At 74.3% G+C, this 21150-nt stretch carries 11 protein-coding genes; 8 read left to right on the top strand and 3 right to left on the bottom strand.

The features are described from left to right. The first annotated feature begins 8 nt into the window (after positions 1-8). From WMF26_RS26635 to WMF26_RS26615, 5 genes are read left to right on the top strand one after another with little or no spacing between them, the layout of a single operon-like run. Positions 9-1703, top strand: coding sequence for a peptidoglycan-binding domain-containing protein (locus WMF26_RS26635; RefSeq protein WP_437994963.1), 1695 nt, complete (start codon positions 9-11; stop codon positions 1701-1703). After that, positions 1700-2920: a hypothetical protein gene (locus WMF26_RS26630; protein WP_437994962.1), complete on the top strand. Its 1221-nt coding sequence runs from the start codon at positions 1700-1702 to the stop codon at positions 2918-2920. Before WMF26_RS26635 ends, WMF26_RS26630 begins: the two co-directional genes overlap by 4 nt. Positions 2921-2960: 40 nt before the next feature. After that, on the top strand, positions 2961-4316 hold the full coding sequence (locus tag WMF26_RS26625) for a metallophosphoesterase (RefSeq protein WP_437994961.1): 1356 nt from the start codon (positions 2961-2963) through the stop codon (positions 4314-4316). After that, entirely contained in the window at positions 4316-6007 is a 1692-nt protein-coding gene (locus tag WMF26_RS26620) for a hypothetical protein (RefSeq protein WP_437994960.1), read from the top strand. Before WMF26_RS26625 ends, WMF26_RS26620 begins: the two co-directional genes overlap by 1 nt. Positions 6008-6009: 2 nt before the next feature. Beyond that, positions 6010-6585, top strand: coding sequence for a hypothetical protein (locus WMF26_RS26615; RefSeq protein ID WP_437994959.1), 576 nt, complete (start codon positions 6010-6012; stop codon positions 6583-6585). A gap of 26 nt (positions 6586-6611) precedes the next feature. Here the strand turns inward: WMF26_RS26615 and WMF26_RS26610 are convergent, their stop codons facing one another. After that, on the bottom strand, positions 6612-7880 hold the full coding sequence (locus WMF26_RS26610) for a hypothetical protein (protein WP_437994958.1): 1269 nt from the start codon (positions 7878-7880) through the stop codon (positions 6612-6614). A 179-nt stretch (positions 7881-8059) separates the two neighbouring features. On the opposite strand from WMF26_RS26610, the gene WMF26_RS26605 reads away from it, so the two are divergent. Both WMF26_RS26605 and WMF26_RS26600 read left to right on the top strand, forming a co-directional pair. Further along, on the top strand, positions 8060-10054 hold the full coding sequence (locus tag WMF26_RS26605; protein ID WP_437994957.1) for a CHAT domain-containing protein: 1995 nt from the start codon (positions 8060-8062) through the stop codon (positions 10052-10054). A 22-nt stretch (positions 10055-10076) separates the two neighbouring features. Then, positions 10077-11750 (top strand): hypothetical protein, encoded by a 1674-nt coding sequence (locus WMF26_RS26600; protein WP_437994956.1) that lies wholly within the window; start codon positions 10077-10079, stop codon positions 11748-11750. A gap of 428 nt (positions 11751-12178) precedes the next feature. On the opposite strand, the gene WMF26_RS26595 is transcribed toward WMF26_RS26600, so the two are convergent. Next, complete coding sequence (locus tag WMF26_RS26595) at positions 12179-12808, bottom strand: response regulator transcription factor (protein ID WP_061622704.1); 630 nt, start codon at positions 12806-12808, stop codon at positions 12179-12181. Next, positions 12805-15021, bottom strand: coding sequence for an ATP-binding protein (locus WMF26_RS26590; RefSeq protein WP_437994955.1), 2217 nt, complete (start codon positions 15019-15021; stop codon positions 12805-12807). Before WMF26_RS26590 ends, WMF26_RS26595 begins: the two co-directional genes overlap by 4 nt. 365 nt (positions 15022-15386) lie before the next feature. On the opposite strand from WMF26_RS26590, the gene WMF26_RS26585 reads away from it, so the two are divergent. Beyond that, the gene (locus tag WMF26_RS26585; RefSeq protein ID WP_437994954.1) at positions 15387-21149 is read left to right on the top strand and encodes an MG2 domain-containing protein; all 5763 of its coding nucleotides are present in this window, start codon (positions 15387-15389) and stop codon (positions 21147-21149) included. Position 21150: the final 1 nt, after the last annotated feature.

The raw sequence follows: 21150 nt of genomic DNA, 5'->3' as shown, positions 1-21150 counted from the left end.
GACCTGCCATGTCACGGAACGTCTTCCTGTTCGAGCTCGCCGCCACGCGGGGCGACGCGGAGGAGGTCGAGCGAGACCTGCTCTCGCGCGCCTCGGCGTTCGCGCTAGGAGCCTTTCCCACGCTCGATCCAGCGCTCTTCGCGCACCGGATCCTGCGCGGGGAGGGCGCGTCGTACACCTGGGAGATCGGGCTCGACGAGATCGAGGAGGCCCGGCGCGCGGAGCTCCACGCCGCGCTGCTGGAGCAGGTCCAGACGTCGCTCGTGGGCGTGGCCGAGCTCCGATCCTCCGCCGCGTACGCCGACCTGACGCTCCCCGCGCCCCGCCTCGATCCCGCCCAGAGCAGGGGGGGCGGGGGCGGGGCCCTCTCGTTCGCGGACGGCGATCTCCCGGCCTGGGAGGACCACGCGCGCGGCTCGGGCGCGGTGGAGGCGGGGAGCGCGCTGCCCGAGGATCTCACCGCCGAGATCGCGCAGTTCCGCGCCGCCGTGCCGGTCGAGCCGGGGCTCAAGCCCTGGGGCGCAGGGCACGTCTACACAGGCAGCGCGGACAAGGCGCACCTCGCCTACCTGCACGGGTATCTCGACGCCCGGGCGGCGAAGGCGAGCCCCGCCGACCGGCGGAAGATCACGGCCTTTCAGGCGTTCCAGGCGCGCGAGGGCAGCACGGCCGCGATCAACACCTACGATAACCAGATCGTCACCTGGGGGACGGGCTGGGGCGGCCTCGGCTGGCTGGGCAAGGTGATGGCGCGGGCGACCGCGAACGACGCCGTGCGCGAGGCGCTGGGCGCCGCCGGCGTCCGCTACCGCGGCAGCAACGTTTACGACGTCGTCGATCTCGACTCCGGCATGGTCGTCACCGGAGGCAAGGAAGCGCTCGAGATCCTGCGCCGCTCCGTCCCGCTCCTCCACCTGCTGATCGACCTGGCCAGGAACCCAGCCACGCGCGACGCGGTGACCGAGGCCCAGCTCCGCACGTTCATGGATGGCTCGGGCAACATCTGCGGCGCCGACGCGATCGCGACGCAGGCGCTGTTCAACCTGATCGCGCACCTCAAGCACTGGGCGCCCGGGTACGTGATCGGGTGTCTCGAGTGGGCCGTACCGCAGCTCGGCCCCGGGTCGCCGTCGGAGGAGCGCGACCGGCGCCTCGCCGCGCTCGTGGGCCGCTACTTCTACGGCAAGGCGCGCAAGCACAGGTGGATCCCGGACTTCAGGCAGTTCCGGCTCTACTTCCGGCACATGAAGGACGACGGGCTCGATTGCCTGGACGAGCCCTTCATCCATGCCGCGGGGCCTCCGGCGGATGACCCGTTCGCCGCCGCGACGGGCGCGCCCGCGGCGTCCCCGCCGAAGAAGCCGCGCCTCACGCGCGCGCCCCTCGCCGCGCAGCCCGATCTGGAGAGCGTCGCCTCGGGTCGGGGCGCGCTCCGGAGAGGGGCGAGGGGACCCGGGGTGAAGGCATTGCAGGAGGCGTTGCTCGCGCTGGGCGAGAGCGCGCCTGGCGGCGCCGACGGCGCGTTCGGTCCGGGCCTCGAGGCGGCCGTGAAGCGGTTCCAGGCCGAGCGCGGCCTCGCCGCCGACGGCGTGGTCGGCGCGGCGACGCTCGCGGCCCTCGACGCGGCCCTCGCCGCGGGCGCGGCGACCCGGGCGACAGGCGCGGAGACATCGAATCGAAGAGGAGAGGAGGAGCACCGATGACCGCAGAGAAGAGCGATGACGGCGCCCCGCCGCGGGCGAGCGTCCCCGCGTGGGTGGACATGGACCCGGCGCCCGCCGAGCCGCCCGAGGAGTGGCTGGCTCGCCCGGTCGCGTTCGCCGACGACGAGCCGCCACCGCAGCTCGTCCGCACCGTGAACCTGCTGGACCCGCCCGAGCACGGCCTGCGCGGGCCCGAGGACGCCGAGGGCCTCGCCGAGCTCATCCTCTCCCGCGCCAGGGAGGGGATCGGCGACGTCTTCTCGCACCCCGATTACGACACCGCCTCCGGCGACCGCGAGGACTGGGCGCGGGCCATCGCCGAGCACCAGACCGGCATTCCGTACACGATGCCTGCCTTCTTCTACGGCGCGCAAAGAGGGGTCGCGAAGGCGATCGCAGGCAGCGGGCGGTACCCGATCGTGGGGCAGTGCCAGCAGTCGGTGACCACCGCGCTGTGCATCGGCGGCTGGGACGGCGGCCCGTATGGCGACATCGGCTGCGGGACCGACGCGCTGCCGGCTGCAGCAAGGCTGGGCGACGGCTGGACCTCCGTCCCGAAGGTGCTCGCCGACTGGCCCGACGATCTCTGGGAGAAGGTCACGGTCGGCTCGTGCCTCTTCTGGTCGGCGTCCGGAGCCGCGGGCGCCGGGAGCGGCCACGTGGCGATGGTGATCCGCAAGCACCCGGTCGAGCGCAAATGGCAGCTCTGGGACACCACCACGTCGTTCAACGACCCCGCGGTGCACGCCGCCGCCGGGAGGGGCGCGCGCATGCTCTGGGAGTCGCACTGGTGGCCGTTCATCCCGCCGGCGCTCTGCGGCGGTCGGTGGTCGTTCCGCGGGATCGCCCGGATCGACGGCCTCGGAGAGATCAAGAGCGATCTGAAGCCGCGCGGGCGCGCCCGCCTGCTCCTCCGGCGCCGCGGCGACGGCGCGCTGCTCTATCGCTCGGAGTGGATGTCGATGGAGGACGAGGGCCTCCCCATCTCCTGGCTGCTCCGTTCGCTGCGCGGCGCGCCCTTCCACGACCGCATCGAGCCCACGTGGTGCGTCAACTCGAAGTCCGACGCGCCGACCAAGCTCGCCCCGGACAACCGGCCGCTGCTCGACGTCTTCTGCGATGCAAAGGGCAACGCGAAGATGTCGTGGAGCCCGGCCCAGGGCCTGCACAACCGCCCTCACCAGGCGATCTGGGCGCCGCCCGCGGCGCTCCGCTGAGCCGCGGCAGCGGGCGCCCAGCAACCGGGAGACAACCTTCATGCGTACCCTCATCATCAGTGATCTGCACCTCGGCAACGGGGGTGACTACGACGTCTTCGCCGGGGGCGAGGCGCTGCCCGCCCTCCTCGACCGGATCGCGGGCGAGCCCGCGCGGGTCGTGGTCAACGGCGATGGCGTCGACTTCCTCATGAACGAAGACCCGCTGGAGCTCGATCCGGCGCGCGCCGCCGCGCAGGCCCGCGCGATCGCCGCCGCGCCCGCGAGCGCCGCCGTGCTGGAGGCGTTCGGGCGCGTCCTCGCGCGCGGCGGCGAGGTCATCGTCCGCCTCGGCAACCACGACGTGGAGCTCGCCGTCCCGGAGGTGCAGGAGATCCTGCGCGCGGCGATGGATCAGCCGCCCGAGGTCGCAGCGCGCCTCACGTTCCAGCTCGGCGACGCCCCCGCGATCCTCGACGTCGGCGGCGCCCGGATCCTCGTCACCCACGGCGAGCACAACGACAACTGGAACAAGGTCGACTATGGGCGCCTGGCCCGGCTCGACCGGTTCAGGTACGCGGCCGGCTCGGTCCTCGTGAAGCAGCTCATGAACCCCATCGCGCGCCGGCACGGCATGCGCTTCGTGAGCCTGCTCAAGCCCGATTTCCAGGGCGCGGCGCTCGCCGCGCTCGCGGTCGCGCCAGGGATCGTGAAGCAGCTCTTCAGCGCGGCCTCGCTCGACATCGCCTGGCAGCTCTTCAAGAAGGCGGGGTCGGCGGCCTCCTTCGCCGAGGAGGAGGAGGAGCTCGGGCTCGCCGAGCGGTTCGCCGACGCGGGCCTCGAGGCCGAGGAGGCGGCGGCGCTCGAGGCCACGCTCGGCGACGGGCCCGCGGCGTTCGCCGATGAAGAGACGATGTCGACCGCGAGCCTCAAGCTCGCGCGCGCCGGCATGAAGCTCTACGCGGGCATGCAGAAGAGGCTCGCCGGCACCCTCGGTGACGAATACTTCCGCCTCGAGCCCGACGAGGCCGAGTGGGCCGACGCGCGGCGCCTGGCGAAGAAGTTCGACGCCGGCGCGGTGGTGCTCGGCCACACCCACGCGGCCCGCTGGAAGGTGGCCGACGGCATCGCCTTCGCCAATACGGGCACGTGGATCTGGCTGATGCAGCTGCCGCGCTCGGACGCAGGAGACGAGGCGTGGGCCGAGTTCCTCGAAGAGCTGCGGAACAACCCGAGGCTCCTGCCCGAGCGGCAGCGGGCGGCGAAGACCGTCCGGCGCCTCACCGCCGTGCTCCTCGACGCGCACCCGGACGGCGGCGCGACGATGCGGCTCGTGCAATGGGACGATGGAGAGCTCCGCTCCCTGGAGGCCGCGCGCGTGCCCCCGGGGGGCGCGGCACCTGGGAGGGAGGCGTGATGTCCGACATCGAGCTGCTCCTCTGCCACGCCGACGATCAACGACCCGTCCTCGAAGAGGGGTTGCCGCTCGAGTCCGCCGCGGACGAGCCGCAGCCCGGCGGAGAGGAGCTGATCCACGATTTCGCCGATTTCTCCGACGATCCCAACGACCTCTCGCTCCAGCGCTGGTCCGTCATCGCGCCCGAGGGGCCGGCGGGCGACGCCCTGCTCGCGCTCGTCGAGCCCCTGATCCGGAAGCGGGAGCAGGACCAGGGCGCGCCCGTCGTGCCCTACCGCGTCCCCGCCGGCATGGACGCGGACGCGGCGATCCGGTGGAGCAAGAGCGTCTATCATGACGAGTCGGTCGCGCTCGAGGATCTGCCGCGGTATCTGCTCGTGCTGGGCGACCTCGACGAGGTCTCGCTCGAGCTCCAGCAGGCCATGGCGGGCGAGGCGCTCGTCGGTCGCCTGGTGTCCCGATCCGCCGCGGGCTACGCGGCGTACGTGGACAAGCTCCTCTCCTCGGAGCGCGCCCCTCCGAGGGAGGCGCGGGCGCGGGCGCTCTTCTTCACCGCGCAGGACGGCACCGCGGCGACCACCATCGGCCACAGGGCGCTCGTCGCGCCCAGCGTGGCGCGGTGCCGCGACACCCGGCAGAGGGGCGGCTTCAAGGCGAGGGACATCGAGGAGATCGGGTTTGACGGCGCCGAGGCGGCGAGGAGCGCGCTCCTCGAGCAGCTCGGGCGGCCGGAGCCGTCGATGCTGTTCACCATGAGCCACGGCCTGGGCGCGCCCCGCAGGGGATGGACGTCGGCGGACGAGCAGCGCGCCGTGCAAGGGGCGATGAGCCTGGGCTCCGGCGTGCGCATCGCGGCCGAGGACCTCGGCGACAGGCCCTTTCTGCCCGGCGGGATCTGGTTCTTCCTCGCGTGTTATGGCGGCGGGACGCCGGCGGCGAGCGCCTATCACCACTGGCTCGCCCGCCTGCGCGACGCGGGCGGCTTCGGCGGCCGGGTCGACGGCGTGCTCGCCGGCCTCCCCAGGCCGGGCGATCGGCCCTTCATCGCCGCGCTGCCGCAGGCCGCGCTGGCGAGCCCGCGCGGCCCGCTCGCGGTCATGGCCCACATCGATCTGGCCTGGACCTACAGCTTCCAGGACATGGGGCCCGACGGCAAGGACAGGGCGTCGCGGTTCGAGGGCGTCTTCAGCTCGCTGGTCAAGGGCGCCCGCGTGGGCAACTCGTACAACGAGCTCCTCCGTTACCTGGGGAACGCCAACCACGAGCTCGCCGCGATGTACAACCAGGAGGCGAGGGCCGAGACGGCGGGCAAGCCCCTCGCCCCCGACCAGGGTCGCGCGAAGCGGCGGGCGAACCTGTGGATGCTGCGCGAGGATCTCGCGGGGTACGTCCTCCTGGGGGATCCGGCGGCGCGGCTCGCGATCGACCGCGACGGGGGAGCCGTCAAGGCCACGCCCGCGCCGGCGGAGGTGCGCTCGCCCCTCCCGCAGCTGCCTACCGCGCCGCCGGCCCCGGCGGCGGGGCGCGCGCGGGACGCGGCGCGCATGCAGCGCGCCGTCCACGAGAAGATCCTCGGAGAGGAGGGCGACAGGAAGATCGCCGAGAGATACGGTATCACGCGCGAAGAGCTCCAGCGCTGGTACGACGCCTATTGCGAGGCCGGGCTCGCGGCGCTGGGCGAGCTGCCGTAGCGGTGCGCGCGCCCGAAGAGGAGCCCGACGCCCCGCCGGCGCGCCCCCCCGCCGAGGCCGTGGGCGAGGCGCCGCCACGCAGGGCCCGGCGGCGCCTCGCCCTGCGGTCGCGCCGCCGCGATCGCGTCGACAGCGTCAACACCAGCAGCCGGGTCCTCAGGGAGCAGCTCTGGACGCTCGCGCTGCTCGCCCTCCTCGTCCTGATGCTCCTCGTGGCGCTCACGGCCACGGCGCGAGCTCCCGTCCAGCAATGGCCTGCCTGGGGAGTTCGGACCCTCCTCGGCGTCTTCTCCTTTGGCGCCCTGGGAGCCACCTTCAGCGCTGCTCGATCGCTCAAGGGCTCTTCCCTTCGGGCCAGGGCTCACGCGCAGGCGTCGGACGCGCGGGTCACCCTCTCGCGCGCCGTCCTCGGGGCGCTGCCGGGGCTCGCCGCGTACGCGTTCCTCCAGTCGAGGGTGCTGAACCTCGGGGACGCCGACAACAGCAAGGCGTTCGCGATCGCGTTCATCGCCGGCTTCAGCGAGCGGCTCGTGCTCAAGGTGGCAGAGACGTTCGCCGGGGAGCAGAAGGCGAGATAGCGGCGCCGGCGGGCGCGCCGCGCCCGTCACGGGGCAGAGCGCGTGTCCTGAGGTCGCGCGTGGTCGGTCCGAGGCGAGACGAACCGGACGACGGCGCGCGGCGCGAGGCGATAACCGTGCTCATTGCGCTCGATGACCTCCCTGAGCCCCATGCGGCGGAGCTGGGTCAGGGCCACGTAGACGCGGTTGGCCCCCGCGCCCGCCACCGGCCGCTCGCCGGGCCAGCCGGCCTCGAACAGGTCCTGGAGCGAGAGCGAGGCGTCCGGCGCCTCGTCGTGCCGATCGACGAGGGCGGTCACGATGCGGCTGAGCGCGTGCCCGAGCGTGTGCTTCTCGCCGTCCTCCGCCGCGATCCAGCGCACCTCGCAGCCGAGGACCAGCGTGGGCGGGCAGGCCGGCGGCGCCTCCGCGGCGAGCGGCAGCGGCCGCCCGGCGAGCAAGCTGGCCACGAGCGACGCGAACCCCTCCGGATCCGGCGCCTCGTTGCAGGGCGCGAGGTGGTGGCGGAGGTCCGCCTCCTCGGCGCGCCTCCGCGCGTGCGCCGGCGCGAAAGGGGCGCGCCGCTCCAGCTGCCCGGGCGGCTCGAGGTCCATCGCGCGGAGGTTCCGGTCGGCGCCGCGCGCGCTCGCCGCGCTGCCCTGGACCGCGTGGCGGAGCGACCGCGCGAGGAGCGACAGCGCGAGCTCGTCGCCCGCCGGGGTCGGCTCGCCGCCCGCCGCCACCTCGGGCGCCTGGAACTCCAGGACCCTGTCGATCGGCTGTCCTCCGGCCCTCTCGAGCGGGGCATCCCTGCCGTAGCCGACGAGATAAAAGCGCCCTTCGCGTGAGAAGAGGACGTCAGCGCACGAGACGCGACCGATGCAGACGGGCCGCCCGTGCTTCGGATCGATCACCGCGTGGGCCGCCCGCATCGCCTTGCGGAGGCTCGCGACGAGGCCGGCCGCGCTCCCGGGCGGCACCGTCCAGCCGGCGTCGTTCAGGAGGTTCGTGAGGTCGACGCCGTCGATCACGGCGTCACAGGCGAGCTCGATGTACGGCATGCCGTCGGCGACGCCGCGCGCCGCGACCTTCGGGATGAGCGGGTGATCGAGGAGCGCGTGGACGCGCTCCATCTCGGCGAATACGGCCTTCGCCCGCGCCGCGCTGACGGCCGGGCCGGGCACGATGACCACGCAGGGCTCCGCGTCCCCGGCGCGCGTCGCCGCGACGACGTGGAAGCCGTCGCGACGGCGGATGGAGCGCGGGGCCTCATATCTGCCGAGCCATCGTGAGCGAGAATCGTCCGTGAGTTCCATGATCGTGTCCGTTCCTCAGTCGCGCACGCCTGCCGGCACACATCATTAATCACGCCCCAAGGACGTTTCCGCCGATGCGTTCTTAATAGTTTTTAAGGTGAGAAATCCTCCTCCTGCGGTCTACAAAGCCACGGAGTCAGACATGGCAGGGAGCACAACGTAGCGAGGCTTGTCTTTCGATGTGGTTGGAGATCGAGCTCGACATCAGCGGTGACGAGGTGCGCGTCAACGCGCGTGGCAGCCGGGGAGAGCGCCCCGCGGGGCACGCGATATCCTCCGAGCAGGGCCTCGGTGCCCTGCAGACCTTCGCCAACAAGATCGGGAGGGCGGTCCGCGGCGGTAAATCGCTCGATCCAGCGGCGGTGAGCGACTCGCAGGCGCTCCACGAGGAGGTCTTCAAAGGGGAGCTGCGCGACGTCCTCGTGCGGCTCGGCGAGGCGTCGAAGGGCGGTCCGCTCCTCTTGCGGCTCTTCGCCCGCGATCACGCGCTCCAGGCCATCCCCTGGGAGGCGCTCTGCAGGCCGGGGACGTCCGAAGGGTTTCTGGGGACCGACCCCCGGGTGCTCTTCGCGCGCGGCGTCACCTCGTCGGAGCCGTGGGAGCCGCGCGAGGTCAAGGGCGCCGTCCGGGTGCTCGGGATCGCGCCGGGCACCGGCGAGCGCGCCCTCGACGTGCTGCGCGAGGCGCTCGCCCCGTCGATCGACGCCGGCGAGGTGGAGTGGCTCGAGCCGATCGCCGGGCCGGAGATCAGCGCGCGGGCCCTCTTCGATCGGCTCCGTCGCGGCAAGAGCCCGCACGTCGTGCACTGGCTCGGCCACGGCGGCGTGGATCTCTCGGGCAAGCCCGTCCTGCGCGTCTCGGACGACGAGGACGGCGAGGAGGCCTGGATCACCGCCGAGGCGCTGGGGCGCGAGCTCTCCGCCGCCTTCTGCGAGGAGCTGCGCCTCGTGATCCTCGAGGCCTGCGAGGGCGCCAGGGCGGGCGCGCTCGGCAGCGCGGCGGAGATCCTGGCCAGGGCGGGCGCGGACGCCGTGGTGGCGCACCTCTGGCCGGTGAAGGCCGACGTGGCGCGCGCGTGCTCGACCGAGCTCTACCGCGCGCTCACGGGCGCCTCGCTGGGCCAGGGCGACATCGGCGCGAGCGTGGCGGCGGCGCGGCGGACGCTGCTGTCCCAGAGCGCCGAGGCGTTCTCGCCGATCCTGTACCTCCGCGGCTCGGACTCGGTGGTCTTCAACTTCCAGGGCCGCCGGGTGACGAAGCCGGGGAAGAAGGGCCGATCGAGGGCGCTCGCGCCCGCGCTCCAGGGCCTGCTCGAGCGGCCGTTCACGATGGTGCTCGGCGATCTCGAGGACGATCGCGCCGCGCTCCAGCGGGAGCTCGAGCAGTTCATGCAGGAGAGCGGCGAGCCGGCGGCGCAGGGGATGTCGCTGAGCGCGCTCACCCAGCGCTGCGTGCTCCGGTTCGGGCAGGAGGTGCTGCACTCCCTCTTCCAGCAGGCGCTGACCGCTTCGCCCGCCGCGACGGCCCCGCCGCTCGTCGAGGCGCTCGCGCGCTTCGTCCGGCCGGGGGTCCACGTCACGCTGCTCTGGCGGCCCTGCCTCGAGCACGCGATCGCGCAGAGGCTGCCGCAGCGGACCGTGTACGCCATCCAGCCGTCCCTCCTGGGCGCTTCCGGCAAGCCGCGCGTCGTCAAGCGCGCCGCGGGGGCGACGACGTGGAAGATGGATCCCGTCATGCCCAGGCGCTTCGATCTCGACAGCGAGATCGTCGTGCTCCGCCTGTACGGCGGCTACTCGGCCGAGCCGCGCCCTATCTTCTCGCCGCCGCTGCTCACCGAGGACGATCACATCCACGGCCCCCTCGGCGCGGACGGCGCCCGGCCGCCGCTATGGATGGAGGAGCTCCTGGCGCGGCCGCGCGTGCAGCCCGGCCTCTTCGTCGCGCTCTCGAGCCTCGACTTCCGCCACCGCATGCTGCTGCGCTGGCTCTACGATCAACGCCCGGCGCCCCCGGACAGCCTGGCCGTCCTCGCGCCTGGGGTCGAAGGGAGCGAGATCGAGATCTGGGGCAACGGCGGCGGGCTGCCCGGCACGGGCCACATCGCGGCCACCACCGGAGATCTGGTGGAGCTCGCGGAGCAGCTCGACGCCTTCGCGCTCGAGGACGCCTCGTGACACACCCGGGGAGCCATTGACCATGATCCCCCGCGAGGACCGGCTGGACCTCCTGCTCGCCGACGCCGACGAGCGCCGCCCCGTGCTCGACGAGGGGCTGCCCGACGACACCCCCCAGCGCGCGCCGAGGCCCAGGAAGGCCCGCGACGCCAACCACTGGCGACGCACCGACGCCGATCGCAACGACCTCACCCTCCAGCGATGGGCGGTGATCGCGCCGGAGGGCCGGGAGGGCGACCGGATGCTCGAGGCCATCCAGCCGCTCGTCGCGCTGCGCGAGGCCGAGCAGGGCTCTCCCGCGCGCGTGTACCGCGTGCCGCACGGGATGGACGCCAAGCGATCTGCGGACTTCCGGAGAGACATCTACTGGTCCGAGGAGGTGGCGGAGGAGGACAGGCCCCTTTACCTGATGATGCTCGGCGATCTCCATCACACCTCGGTGGAGCTCCAGCACGCGCTCGCCAATGACGCGCTCGCGGGGCGCGTCCACTTCGCGGACGGCGCGGGAGAGACGGATCTCGCCGGCTATGCCGCCTACGCCGAGAAGGTCGTCCGCTACGCGCAGCGCGGCACGCCCGAGACCTCGCCGGAGCTGCTCTTCTACGCCGCGCCCGACGGCTCGGCGGCCACGGTCGCGGGCAAGCTCAGGCTCGTCGACCCGAGCCTGGCCACGTCGATGGAAGCGCACGCCAGGGGCAAGCTCCCCGCGGCCTCGGTGCGAGAGATCTCCGCCGGCAGCGTGGACGATCTGCTCGCCGGGGGCGGCGGCGCGCGCCCCTCGGTGCTGCTCTCGGTGAGCCACGGCCTGGGCGCGCCCCGGCGCGGCTGGCGCAGAGAGGAGGACGCGTGGCGGCGCCAGGGGGCGCTCGTGATCGCCCACGACGAGATCCTCGACGCCGAGCGGCTGCGGGGACAGGCGTTCTTGCCGGGAGGCATGTGGTTCTATCTGGCCTGCCTCGGCGCGGGCACGCCGGCGGAGAGCGTCTATTACGCCTGGCTCTCGCAGCTCGCGCAGGAGGATCGTTATGGCGGCAGCCTGAGGGCCGTGCTGCACAGCCTCCCCGCGTCCGGCAACCGCCCCTTCGTCGCGGCCCTGCCGCAGGCCGCGCTGGCCAACCCGGCGGGGCCGCTCGCCGTCATCGGCCACGTCGACCTCGCGTGGACGTACGGCTTCTCGGGGACGAAGAGCCTGTCGGAGAGCAAGAAGTCCCGTATCTATCGCCCGCTCGAGGTGCTGGTCCGCGGCAGTCGCGCGGGGATCGCGCTGGAGGCGCTGATGGAGTTCTACCGCGGCGCGAACGACGATCTCGCGCAGAGCTACCAGCGCGAGGCCGACGCGCGCGCGGCGGGCCGCGCCGACCCCACGGATCGCGCCGATCGCGCTCACCTGTGGATGCTGCGCAACGATCTCCGCGGCTACGTGCTGCTCGGCGATCCGGCGGCGCGGCTGCCGCTCCAGCAGCTCGCGCTGCGCGCCGAGGCGCCCGCGCCTGACGAGGTGGGGTGTCCCCCGCCGGAGGCGCCGGCCGGAGGCGCTGCGCCCGGGGCGCAGGCGCGGGAGGCGGCCGTGCTGGCGATGATCCGCGGAGACGAGGCGCCGCGCGCGATCGCGGCGCGCGCGCGGGTGTCGCTGGAGACGTTGTGGAGCTGGGTCGACGCCTATCGCGCGGGCGGCCGCGAGCGACTCGGGCGGTGAGGGAGCTTCGCGGCGTCGTGCAACCCACATCGTCGATCAGGCGGCGTTCGCCGGCATCTGCACATCAAGAACGTGTGCGAACCGCACGAGCCGGCGCGACGCAGCAGCCCCGGCGCCATGAGACGCGAAGTACATGAGGTCTCTCCGGTGTCTGGAGCGCTCTTGCCGAGACGAGCCATCACCGCTCAGGAGCGTGCGGCCACGTACCTAACGCCGGCGCAGGCGCGCGCGCCATCGTCCTTTCGGACAGCTTGACGCGCGACGGGACCCGTGATGTCGCCCTGCGTTTGGGCTCAGGAAAGCGGGCTGTTCGTCACGCCCGGATCCAGCGCCCGCCGACATCGTCGATCCCGAGGCCGTATCCGCTCTCCAGGCGTCCGGTCCTCGGCCAGACCTCGCAGATCGAGAGACCCTCCCCGTCGCGGCGCTCACCCGTCTCGCCCGCCGCTCCGCTCCAGCAGCGCCGCGAGCTCCGCCGCCGACGCCACCCCGAGCTTCGCCGTCGCGCTCGCCCGGTGCTGCTTCACGGTCGACTCGGCGAGCCCCAGCTCCGCCGCGATCTGCTTGTTCAGCCGCCCGCGCGCGATCCGGTCGCACACCTGCCGCTCGCGCGGCGTGAGCGCGTCGAGCCGCGCCGCGAGCGCCTCCCGTTCCTCCCGCGCCGCCCGCGCCCGCGCGTCGAGGTCCATCGCGCGCCTCACGGCCGCGAGCACCTCGTCCGCCTCGAGCGGCTTCAGCAGGAAGTCCACCGCGCCCTCCTTCATCGCCTGCACCGACGCGCGCACGTCCCCGTGTCCGGTGATGAAGATGAGCGGCAGCCGGCACCCGGACGCCCTGAGCGCCGCCTGGAGGTCGAGCCCGCCGAGCTCCGGCATCGCCAGGTCCACGATCACGCAGCCGGCCCGCGCGTCCGGCGCCGCCGCCGCGGACGCCAGGAACGCGCGCGCCCCCTCGAACAGCTCCACCTCGTAGCCCGAGGCGCCGAGCAACCGGCCCACGCTCCGCAGCACCGCGCCGTCGTCGTCGATCACCACGACCTTCGCCGTCACGCCCGTCATCGTTCCTCCTGCGCCGCCTCGCCCGGCAGCTCGAGGCGCGCAGCCACGCCGCCCGCGGGCGCGCGCTCGGCCCACAGCCGACCGCCGTGCGCGTCCGCGATCGACCGGCTGATGCAGAGCCCGAGGCCGAGGCCCTCCGACTTCGTCGTGAAGAACGGCTCGAAGAACCGCTCGAGATCATCCATCGCGCCCCCCTCGCCCGAGTCCTCCACCACGAGCGCCACGCGCCCGTCGGCGCGCGCCGTCCTCACGATCACCCGGCGGTCGCCGTACGGCCGTCCGGAGACGGCGTCGAGCGCGTTCGAGATCAGGTTCAGCGCCACCTGCTGGAGCTGGACCGCATCGCCCCGCACCGCGGGCAGGTCGGGCGCGAGCTCCAGCGCGATCGTCGCCCCGCGCAGGAGCGCGTCGTTGCCCACGAGCCGCGCCACCTCGCGCGCCGCCTCGTTCAGGTCGCACCGTTCCCTCTGCGCCTCGCCCTTCTTCAGCAGTACGCGCATCCGCCGGATCACCTGGCCGGCCCGCCGGGCGCCGGCGACGATCTCCTCGAGGGCGGCGCCCACCTCCGCGACGTCCGGCGCCGCGCGGCGCAGCAGGATCTCCGCCGCCTGCGCGCTCGTGAGCACCGCGGAGAGCGGCTGGTTGATCTCGTGCGCGATCGAGGACGCGAGCTCGCCCATCGCCGCGACGCGGTTGAGGTGCGAGAGCGCGCTGAGCGACTCGCGCGCCTGGCTCTCGGCGCGCTTCCGGCCGGTCACGTCGAAGTGGGAGACGACCGCCCCCCCGTCCTTCCACGAGAGCCGCCGCGCCCGCACCTCGGTCCAGCGCTCGGCGCCGTCGTGACGGTACTCGACCGTGCCCTCGACGTCGCGCCCGGCGAGCACCCCCTCCACGAGCTCCACGACCCGCCCGGCGCCGGCGTCGCCGGCCGCCGCGGCCCGCCGGAACGCGCCGAGGTAGCTCTCCCCCTCGGCGACGCGGTCGAGCGGGCCCGGCGCGCCCTCGCGCGACGCGCGCGCCCACGTCCGGTTCGTGCGGTGCATCACCCCGGTCCTGTCCACGACCGCCACGAAGCCGACCATCGAGGCGAGCACGGCGTCGCTCATCGCCTGAGCGCGCCCGCGCCGCCGCCGCTCGACGACGAGCGCGGCGATCAGGGCGGTCTGGAGCGTGACCGCGACCGCGGCGCCCACCGCCCACCGGCGGTAAAGATCCCAGAAGGACGGCACCCGGAAGTGGACCTCGGCGCCGGGCGGCAAGCGTTCCTCGGGGATCCGGAAGAGGGCGAGCTCGCGCGCGTCGAAGGCGAGCGCGTTCGCGTCCGCGGCGCGGATCGGGATCGACGCCGCGGGCTCGCCGCCGAGGAGCCGCAGCGTGATCCCGCCCAGGTCGCGCCCGACCCGCCCGTAGTCGACGATCTCCCCGCCGACGATCCCTTTGCCGAGCCCGACGCCGTGGACGGAGAAGAACGGGCGCTGGGTCTGCGCTCGGATCCGCTCGAAGGCCTGTAGCCCGACGAAGCGGTCCCCGGCGCCATCCATGTAGAACGTGTCGAACAGGACGATGGCGTTCTCCGGGAGCGCGGCGAGGCGCCGATCGAGCTCGGCGAGCGGCAGGCTCGCGAGGTCCAGGAGCGCGACGCGGCCGGCGAGGGGGCCGAGATCGCGGGCGATCCCGTCGTGGCGCGCGCGTTCCCAGGGGCTCGCGCCCATGACGAGCGCGACCTCTCGCGTGTCGGGGAGGAGGCGCAGCGCGCCCTCCGCCGTCCGGAGCCACGCGTAGTCGAGCCAGATCCCGGTGACGTCCGGCGCGGCGGGCACCGCGAGGGCGGCGCTCCGGTCCTCGCTCAGGAAGAGCACGGGCACGCCGGACCACAGCTCGCGCCGCAGATCGAGCACGACCCGGAGCACGTCGAGCCGGAGCGCGACGATCACGCCGGGGTGATAGCTGCTGTATTTCGCCCGATAGAAGCGGCGGAGCTCGCGCGTGTAATCGGGGGTGTCGAACCACGACAGGTCGAGGAACTCGAGCTTGAAGGTGACCGGCCCGCCCCACCCGACCCGCACCGATTCCCGGAGCTCGCCGTTGATCGAGGACATGGCCGGCGCGGTCGGGTCATCCGACTGGAAGACCAGGACCTGCGCCGGCGCCTGGTCCGCCAGCGCCGGCGCGGGCGCGCCGAACGCGATCGCGAAGGTCGCGATCGGGAGCACGAGCGCCGAACAGGAATTCCGTGGATGCCTCGACGGCGCCGCGGATCGCTCCCGCTCCCTTCTTCGCGCTGGTGTCGTCAACAAGAGAGATGAACTTATCACGGCTGTTTCGGCGTTCTCATCATGTCCAAAGGGGGTTGCCGAGGCGCGCAGACGACATGCGCCGAGCTGGCCAACGCGCGCCTCGACCTCCACGGCCGCCTGGCCGCGCAGCCCGGATGATGGGCACGTTCGAGGACGCCGGGGCGGGGGGCCGCGCGTCACCGCCGCTCGTCGGGTGTGTCTCGCCTGCCACATCGCGCTCCGGCTTCCGCTGCCGACATGCCCCTTGCGCCCGCGGCACCACCATTGCTGAGTCGCGGGCCATGTCCGCCGCTTCGCGCCTCCGGTTCGCGCCCGCCGCCCTTGCGGCCATCGCCCTCAGCCTGGCGTGCGTTCAGGGCGCGCGCGCCCCCAACGTCCCGCCCCGCGGGACCCTGGCCCCCGGCGCGCTCGACCCCGGCGGAAGGCCCGCGGAAGGCCCCTTCGCGGTGGTGTTCGGCGCGCCCCGCGGGCAGACGACGAGCCCTGCCGAGATCAGCCTCGTCTTCAACCGGCCGATGCGGCCGCTCGACCTCGCCGGCGGCGAGGCCGCCGCGCCCGCGATCCTCAAGCCGCCCGCGCCGGGGCGCTGGCGCTGGGTCGGCACGAGCGGCCTCACGTTCGCCCCCGACGGGCACCTGCCGCGCGGCACCGCGTTCACCGTCGAGGTCCCGGCCGGCACCCGCGCGCTCGACGGCAGCGCGCTCGAGAAGCCGTACGTGCTCTCTTTTCGCACCGAGCTGCCCAAGGTCGCGCGCGTCGAGCCGTGGTCGGGCAAGGACGACCTCCGGCCGGACGCTCGGTTCGAGCTCCGGTTCAACCAGCCGGTCGACACCGCCGAGGTCGCGCGGAGCGTGTCCCTCACGGCCGGCGGCCGCGCGGCCAAGGTGGCGTTCGACGTCCGGCGCCCCGACCCGAAGAACGAGCTGCTCGCCGAGGTCGTCCCGCGCGCGCCGCTGCCGCGCGACAGCGAGATCGAGCTCGCCGTGGCCGCGAGCCTCCGCGGCCGCGAAGGGCCGCTGCCGGCCGGCGAGGAGCAGCGGTTCTCGTACCGCACCTACGGGCCGCTCCGGGTGGTGCGCACCGACTGCGATCGCGACACGCCGCAGGGGGCGTGCGCGACCGAAGGCGGCTTCTCGCTCGCCCTCTCGAACCCCGTCCGCCTCGCCGACGCCAAGCGGGCGATCTCGGTGGAGCCCGCCGTCAAGCTGAGGTGGCCCGGGTGGCTGGAGGACGACGCGTTCACGAGCCACATCCACCTCGGCGGCGCCTTCGCGCCGGGGCGCAGCTACCAGGTGCGCGTCGCCGCCGGCCTGCGCGACGAGCACGGCCAGGCGCTCGCCGGCGCCGCCACCCGGGAGGTCGCGTTCGGCGACCGCTGGCCCGAGGCGCAGATCGGCCTCACCGGGAGCGTGTTCGAGCCGGCGCAGCGGCGCGAGATCCCGGTCGTGTCCGTGAACGTGCGCGAGCTGTCGCTCGCGGTCGGCGCCATGACCGAGGAGGCGGTGCTCGCGCTGGAGGCCGATCCGCACAGCCCGGGGCGGAGCCCCAAGATGGACGAGATCGCGGCGCTGCCCGCCGGCAAGCGGTCGGTCCTGCGCCCGGCCGCCGCGACGAACACGCCGTCGACGCACCTCGTGCGGGCCAGCGAGGTGCTGGGCGGCGAGGGCAAGCGCGGGCCGCTCGCGATCGGGATCAGCTACACCGCCCGGCCCGGCACGCGGCACGCGCGCGCCGCGTCCGAGGCGGCGATCGCGCAGGTGACCGACCTCGGGATCAGCGCGAAGGTGTCGCCGAACGGCTCGCTCGTGTGGGTGACGCGCCTGTCGACCGGCGCGCCGGTGCCCGGCGCCAGCGTGTGGATCCGGACCCCGGACGCGCGGTCGCCCGCGGCGGTGGTCACCGACGCGGACGGGTTCGCGGTCGTCCCCGCGGCGGCGTACCGCCCGTCGGCCTCGTCGGGGCCGGAGCGCGGCGTGATCTTCGCGCGCTCGGGCGACGACTGGACGTACCGCCGCGTGGCCGACGCGCTCAGCGGGTGGCGGTTCGGCGCGCCGTCCGACTTCGGCGAGGCGCGCCCGTTCGGGATGGTGTTCTCCGACCGCGGCATCTACCGGCCGGGCGACACCGTGCGCGTGAAGGGGATCTTCCGCGAGGAGGCGGCGCGCGGGACGAGGACGCCGGCGGGCAGGCGCGTCGCGTTCAAGGTCGAGGGGCCCGACGGCGAGGCGCTCGTCACGCTGTCGCCGTCGCTCAGCGCCTTCGGCACCTTCTCGGCCGACGTGAAGATCCCGGAGACCGCGCGGCTCGGCACGTACAGCCTCGCCGCCACGGTCCAGGGGGGCGACGCGGGGTGGCCGGACGTGACCGGCAGCGTCGAGGTCGCCGAGTACCGCCCCGCCGAGTTCAAGGTGAGCGTCGAGAGCGACCGGCCGAGCTACGTGCGCGGCGACAAGGCGCGCTGGATCGCGCGCGGCGACTACCTGTTCGGGGCGCCGATGACGAACGCGGAGGCCCGGCTCTCGGTGACCCGCGCGCCGGCCGCGTTCTCTCCGCCGGGGATCGAGGGGTTCACGGTCCGCGAGGACGAGCTCACCGACGCGCTGCCGGACCGGGCCCCGCGCCAGTTCGAGGTGCAGAGCGGGCGCGAGAAGCTCGACGCGGCCGGCCAGGCGGCGATCGGCGCGGCGCTCGCCATGCCCGGGCAGCGCGGCACCGAGTCCGTGACGTGCGAGGCGGAGATCACGGACGTGTCGCGGCAGGCGATCGCCGGGAGCTCGACGGCGCTCGTGCACCCGGCCGAGTTCTACGTCGCCCTCAAGGAGCCCGATCGCTTCGCGAAGGCGGGCGACGTGCTCCGGCCGGAGATCCTCGCCGTCGATCCGAAGGGGGCGCGCGTCGCGCAGGTCGCCGTCCGGGTCGAGCTCGTGCAGCGGACGTGGACGCTCGCCCGCGAGGAGAGCGGCAGCGCGTACCGCAGCGTGAGCGCGCCGGTCGACAAGGTCGTCGCGCGCTGCGGCGTCACGACGGCGGCGGCGCCGCGCAGCTGCGAGCTCACGGTGCCGTCCGGCGGCTACTACCTCCTGCACGCGACGGCCAAGGACCGCCGCGGCAACCCGGTCGGCGCCGCCGCCGGGGTCTACGCGCTGGGCGAGGGCGGCGGCGGCTTCGGCGACAGCGACCAGCTCCAGGTCGAGCTCGTGCCCGACCGCGACAGCTACGAGGTCGGGCAGACGGCGCGCGTGATCGTGAAGTCGCCGTTCGCGTCCGCCGACGCGCTGGTCACGGTCGAGCGCGCCGGGATCGCCTCGCACCGGCGGGTGAAGCTGTCGGGCGCCATGCCGGTGATCGACGTGCCGATCACCGACGACCTCCGGCCGAACGCGTTCGTCTCGGTGCTGCTCCTGCGCGGGCGCACGAAGCCGCCGCCCGCGCCCGGGAAGGGCGGGGCGCCGGGGCCCGACGTCGGCGCGCCGGCGTTCCGCCTCGGCTACGCGCCGCTGCGCGTGAACCCGGAGGCGCAACGGCTCGCGGTGCGCGTCGTCCCGGACAAGGTGGACGCGCGCCCCGGCGATCCGATCCGCGTCGACGTCGACGTCCGCGATCGCGCCGGCCGGCCCGCCCGCGCGGAGGTCGCGCTCTACGCCGTCGACGAGGGCGTGCTGTCGCTGACCGGCTACGAGACGCCGGATCCGGTCCCCGTCTTCGGGGCGCCGCGCAGCCTGCGGGTGGCGACCGTCGAGACGCGCGAGGCGCTCGCCCGCGTGCGCAACCCGTTCGCCGACCTCGGCGCCGACAAGGGGCGCGCGGGCGGCGGCGGCGCGCAGGGCGGCACGGGCGTGCGCCGCGACTTCCGGCAGAGCGCGTACTACCACCCCGCGATCGTCACCGACGCCGCCGGGAAGGTGAGCGCGAGCTTCAAGCTGCCGGACTCGCTCACGACCTACCGGGTGATGGCGGTGGTGGCCGCCGAGGACGATCGGTTCGGCTACGGCGAGTCGCGCGTGACGGCGAGCCAGCCGCTCATGGCCCGGCCGGCGCTGCCCCGCTTCCTCCGCGCCGGCGACGCGATCGACGCGGGCGTGGTCGTCACCTCGAAGGGGCTCGGCAAGCCGGCGACGGTCGAGGTGGAGGTCGCCGCGTCGGGGCTCACGCTCCAGGGCGCCGCGAAGCGCGCCGTGGAGCTCGCCCCCGGCGCTTCGGCCGAGGTCCGCTTCGCGCTGTCGGCGCCGCGGGCCGGCCCGGCGACGCTGCGCTTCCGCGCGAGCGGCGGCGGCGCGTCGGACGTCGTCGAGGTGACCCGCGAGATCAGGGCGCCCATGTCGCCGGAGGCCGTCGCGCTCTACGGCGACACGACCACCGCGAGCGCGGAGAAGCTCGGGGATCTGTCGGCGATCCGCGACGACACCGGCGGGCTCACGGTGAGCCTCGCGCCGACGGCGCTCGTGGGCCTCGGCGGCGGCGTGGAGCAGCTCCTCGAGTACCCGTACGGGTGCACCGAGCAGCTGACGAGCCGCATGGTGCCGCTCCTGTCGCTGCGCGATCTCGCGAAGGCCTACGGGATCGCGCTGCCGAAGGACCTCACCGCCGTGATCGGCAAGACGGTGCGGGAGATCCTCTCGCACCAGCGCGGGGACGGGGGCTTCGGCTTCTTCGCCGAGTCGGACAGGGCCGACCTGTGGACCACCGCGTACGCGCTGTGGGGCCTCGGCGAGGCGAAGCGCCACGGGGTGGCGGTGCCGGCCGACGCGATGGAGCGCGCGACCTCGTTCGTGCGGGCGCGGCTCAACGAGGCCGGCGACGATCCGCTGCTCCGGGCGACGGCGCCGTTCATCCTCGACGTGCTCGCGGAGATCGGCGCCCCGGATCCGGGGCGCGCGAGCCGGCTGTTCGACGAGCGCGAGAAGCTGCCGCTCTTCTCGAAGGCGCTGCTCGCGCACGCGATGGTGCTCGGCAAGAGCGACCGGGCGGCCGTCGACCAGCTCGTGGGCGAGCTCGAGGGCGCGCTGCGCCTCGACGGCCCGATCGCGCGGGCCGTCCACAACCACGGCGACGCGTACGCGGTCCTCATGGACTCCGAGGCCCGCACCTCGGCGCTCGTGCTGCGCGCGCTGCTCGCGGCCCGCCCCGCGCACCCGCTCGCCGCGCGGCTCGCGGCCGGCCTGCTCGCGGATCGCCGCGGCGGCACGTGGCGCAGCACGCAGGAGACGGCGTGGGCGCTGATCGCGCTCGATGAGTACCGGAGGGCGCAGGAGAAGGCGGCGCCCGACTTCGAGGCGCGGGTGTTCCTTGGCCAGGCCGAGCTGTTCTCCGCGCCGTTCCACGGCCCCACGACCGAGCAGGTCAAGACGTCGATCCCCGCGGCGCGGCTCGCGAGCGCCGGCGGCGCGCCGCTCGCGTTCACCGTCGACGGGCGCGGCCGGCTCTTCTACGAGGCGCGGCTCCGCTACGCGCGCAAGCAGCTCCCGACGGCGGGGCTCGACCGCGGCTTCTATATCGAGAAGTCGCTGCGCGCGCTCGCGCCCGAGGACCTCGCCGCGGCGCTCGGCGGCGCGCCGCCCGCCGCCGCGTCGGGCGCGGCGCCCGCGTCGCTCGCCTTCGCCGGCGGCGACCTCGTGCTCGGCGAGATCCTCGTGGTGGCGCCCTCGCCGCGCGACTTCGTGGTCATCGACGACCCGCTGCCGGCCGGCCTCGAGGCGATCGACGCCCGCCTCGCGACGTCCGCGCGCTCGCTCGACGTCGACGCGGCGGAGGCCCAGGCCGACGCCGACGCCGACGTCGACCAGGACGACCTGCGCGCGACCGGCCGCGCGTACGAGCCGAGCCGGTTCGTCCGCGAGGTCCGCGACGACCGGGTCCTGTTCTTCGTCGACCACATGGCCGCCGGGATGTACCGCTACCGGTACCTCGCGCGCGCCACGACGCTCGGCGCGTTCGTGGTCCCGCCCGCGCGCGCCGAGGAGATGTACAGCCCCGAGGTCTTCGGCCGCACGGGCGCCCTCGCGGTCAAGGTCGGCAGCCGGGACGCGGCGCCGCGCCCGCGCTGAG

It is taken from the genome of Sorangium sp. So ce185, from assembly GCF_051526825.1.
GTDB lineage: Bacteria > Myxococcota_A > Polyangia > Polyangiales > Polyangiaceae > Sorangium > Sorangium cellulosum_D.
This window is presented reverse-complemented; position numbering and strand designations above follow the sequence as displayed.

Coding starts and splice junctions, on each gene's coding strand:
- WMF26_RS26630 (WP_437994962.1), top strand. CDS start 1,700: ATGACCGCAGAGAAGAGCGATGACGGCGCCCCGCCGCGGGCGAGCGTC.
- WMF26_RS26600 (WP_437994956.1), top strand. CDS start 10,077: ATGATCCCCCGCGAGGACCGGCTGGACCTCCTGCTCGCCGACGCCGAC.
- WMF26_RS26625 (WP_437994961.1), top strand. CDS start 2,961: ATGCGTACCCTCATCATCAGTGATCTGCACCTCGGCAACGGGGGTGAC.
- WMF26_RS26635 (WP_437994963.1), top strand. CDS start 9: ATGTCACGGAACGTCTTCCTGTTCGAGCTCGCCGCCACGCGGGGCGAC.
- WMF26_RS26605 (WP_437994957.1), top strand. CDS start 8,060: ATGTGGTTGGAGATCGAGCTCGACATCAGCGGTGACGAGGTGCGCGTC.
- WMF26_RS26610 (WP_437994958.1), bottom strand. CDS start 7,880: ATGGAACTCACGGACGATTCTCGCTCACGATGGCTCGGCAGATATGAG.
- WMF26_RS26585 (WP_437994954.1), top strand. CDS start 15,387: ATGTCCGCCGCTTCGCGCCTCCGGTTCGCGCCCGCCGCCCTTGCGGCC.
- WMF26_RS26620 (WP_437994960.1), top strand. CDS start 4,316: ATGTCCGACATCGAGCTGCTCCTCTGCCACGCCGACGATCAACGACCC.
- WMF26_RS26595 (WP_061622704.1), bottom strand. CDS start 12,808: ATGACGGGCGTGACGGCGAAGGTCGTGGTGATCGACGACGACGGCGCG.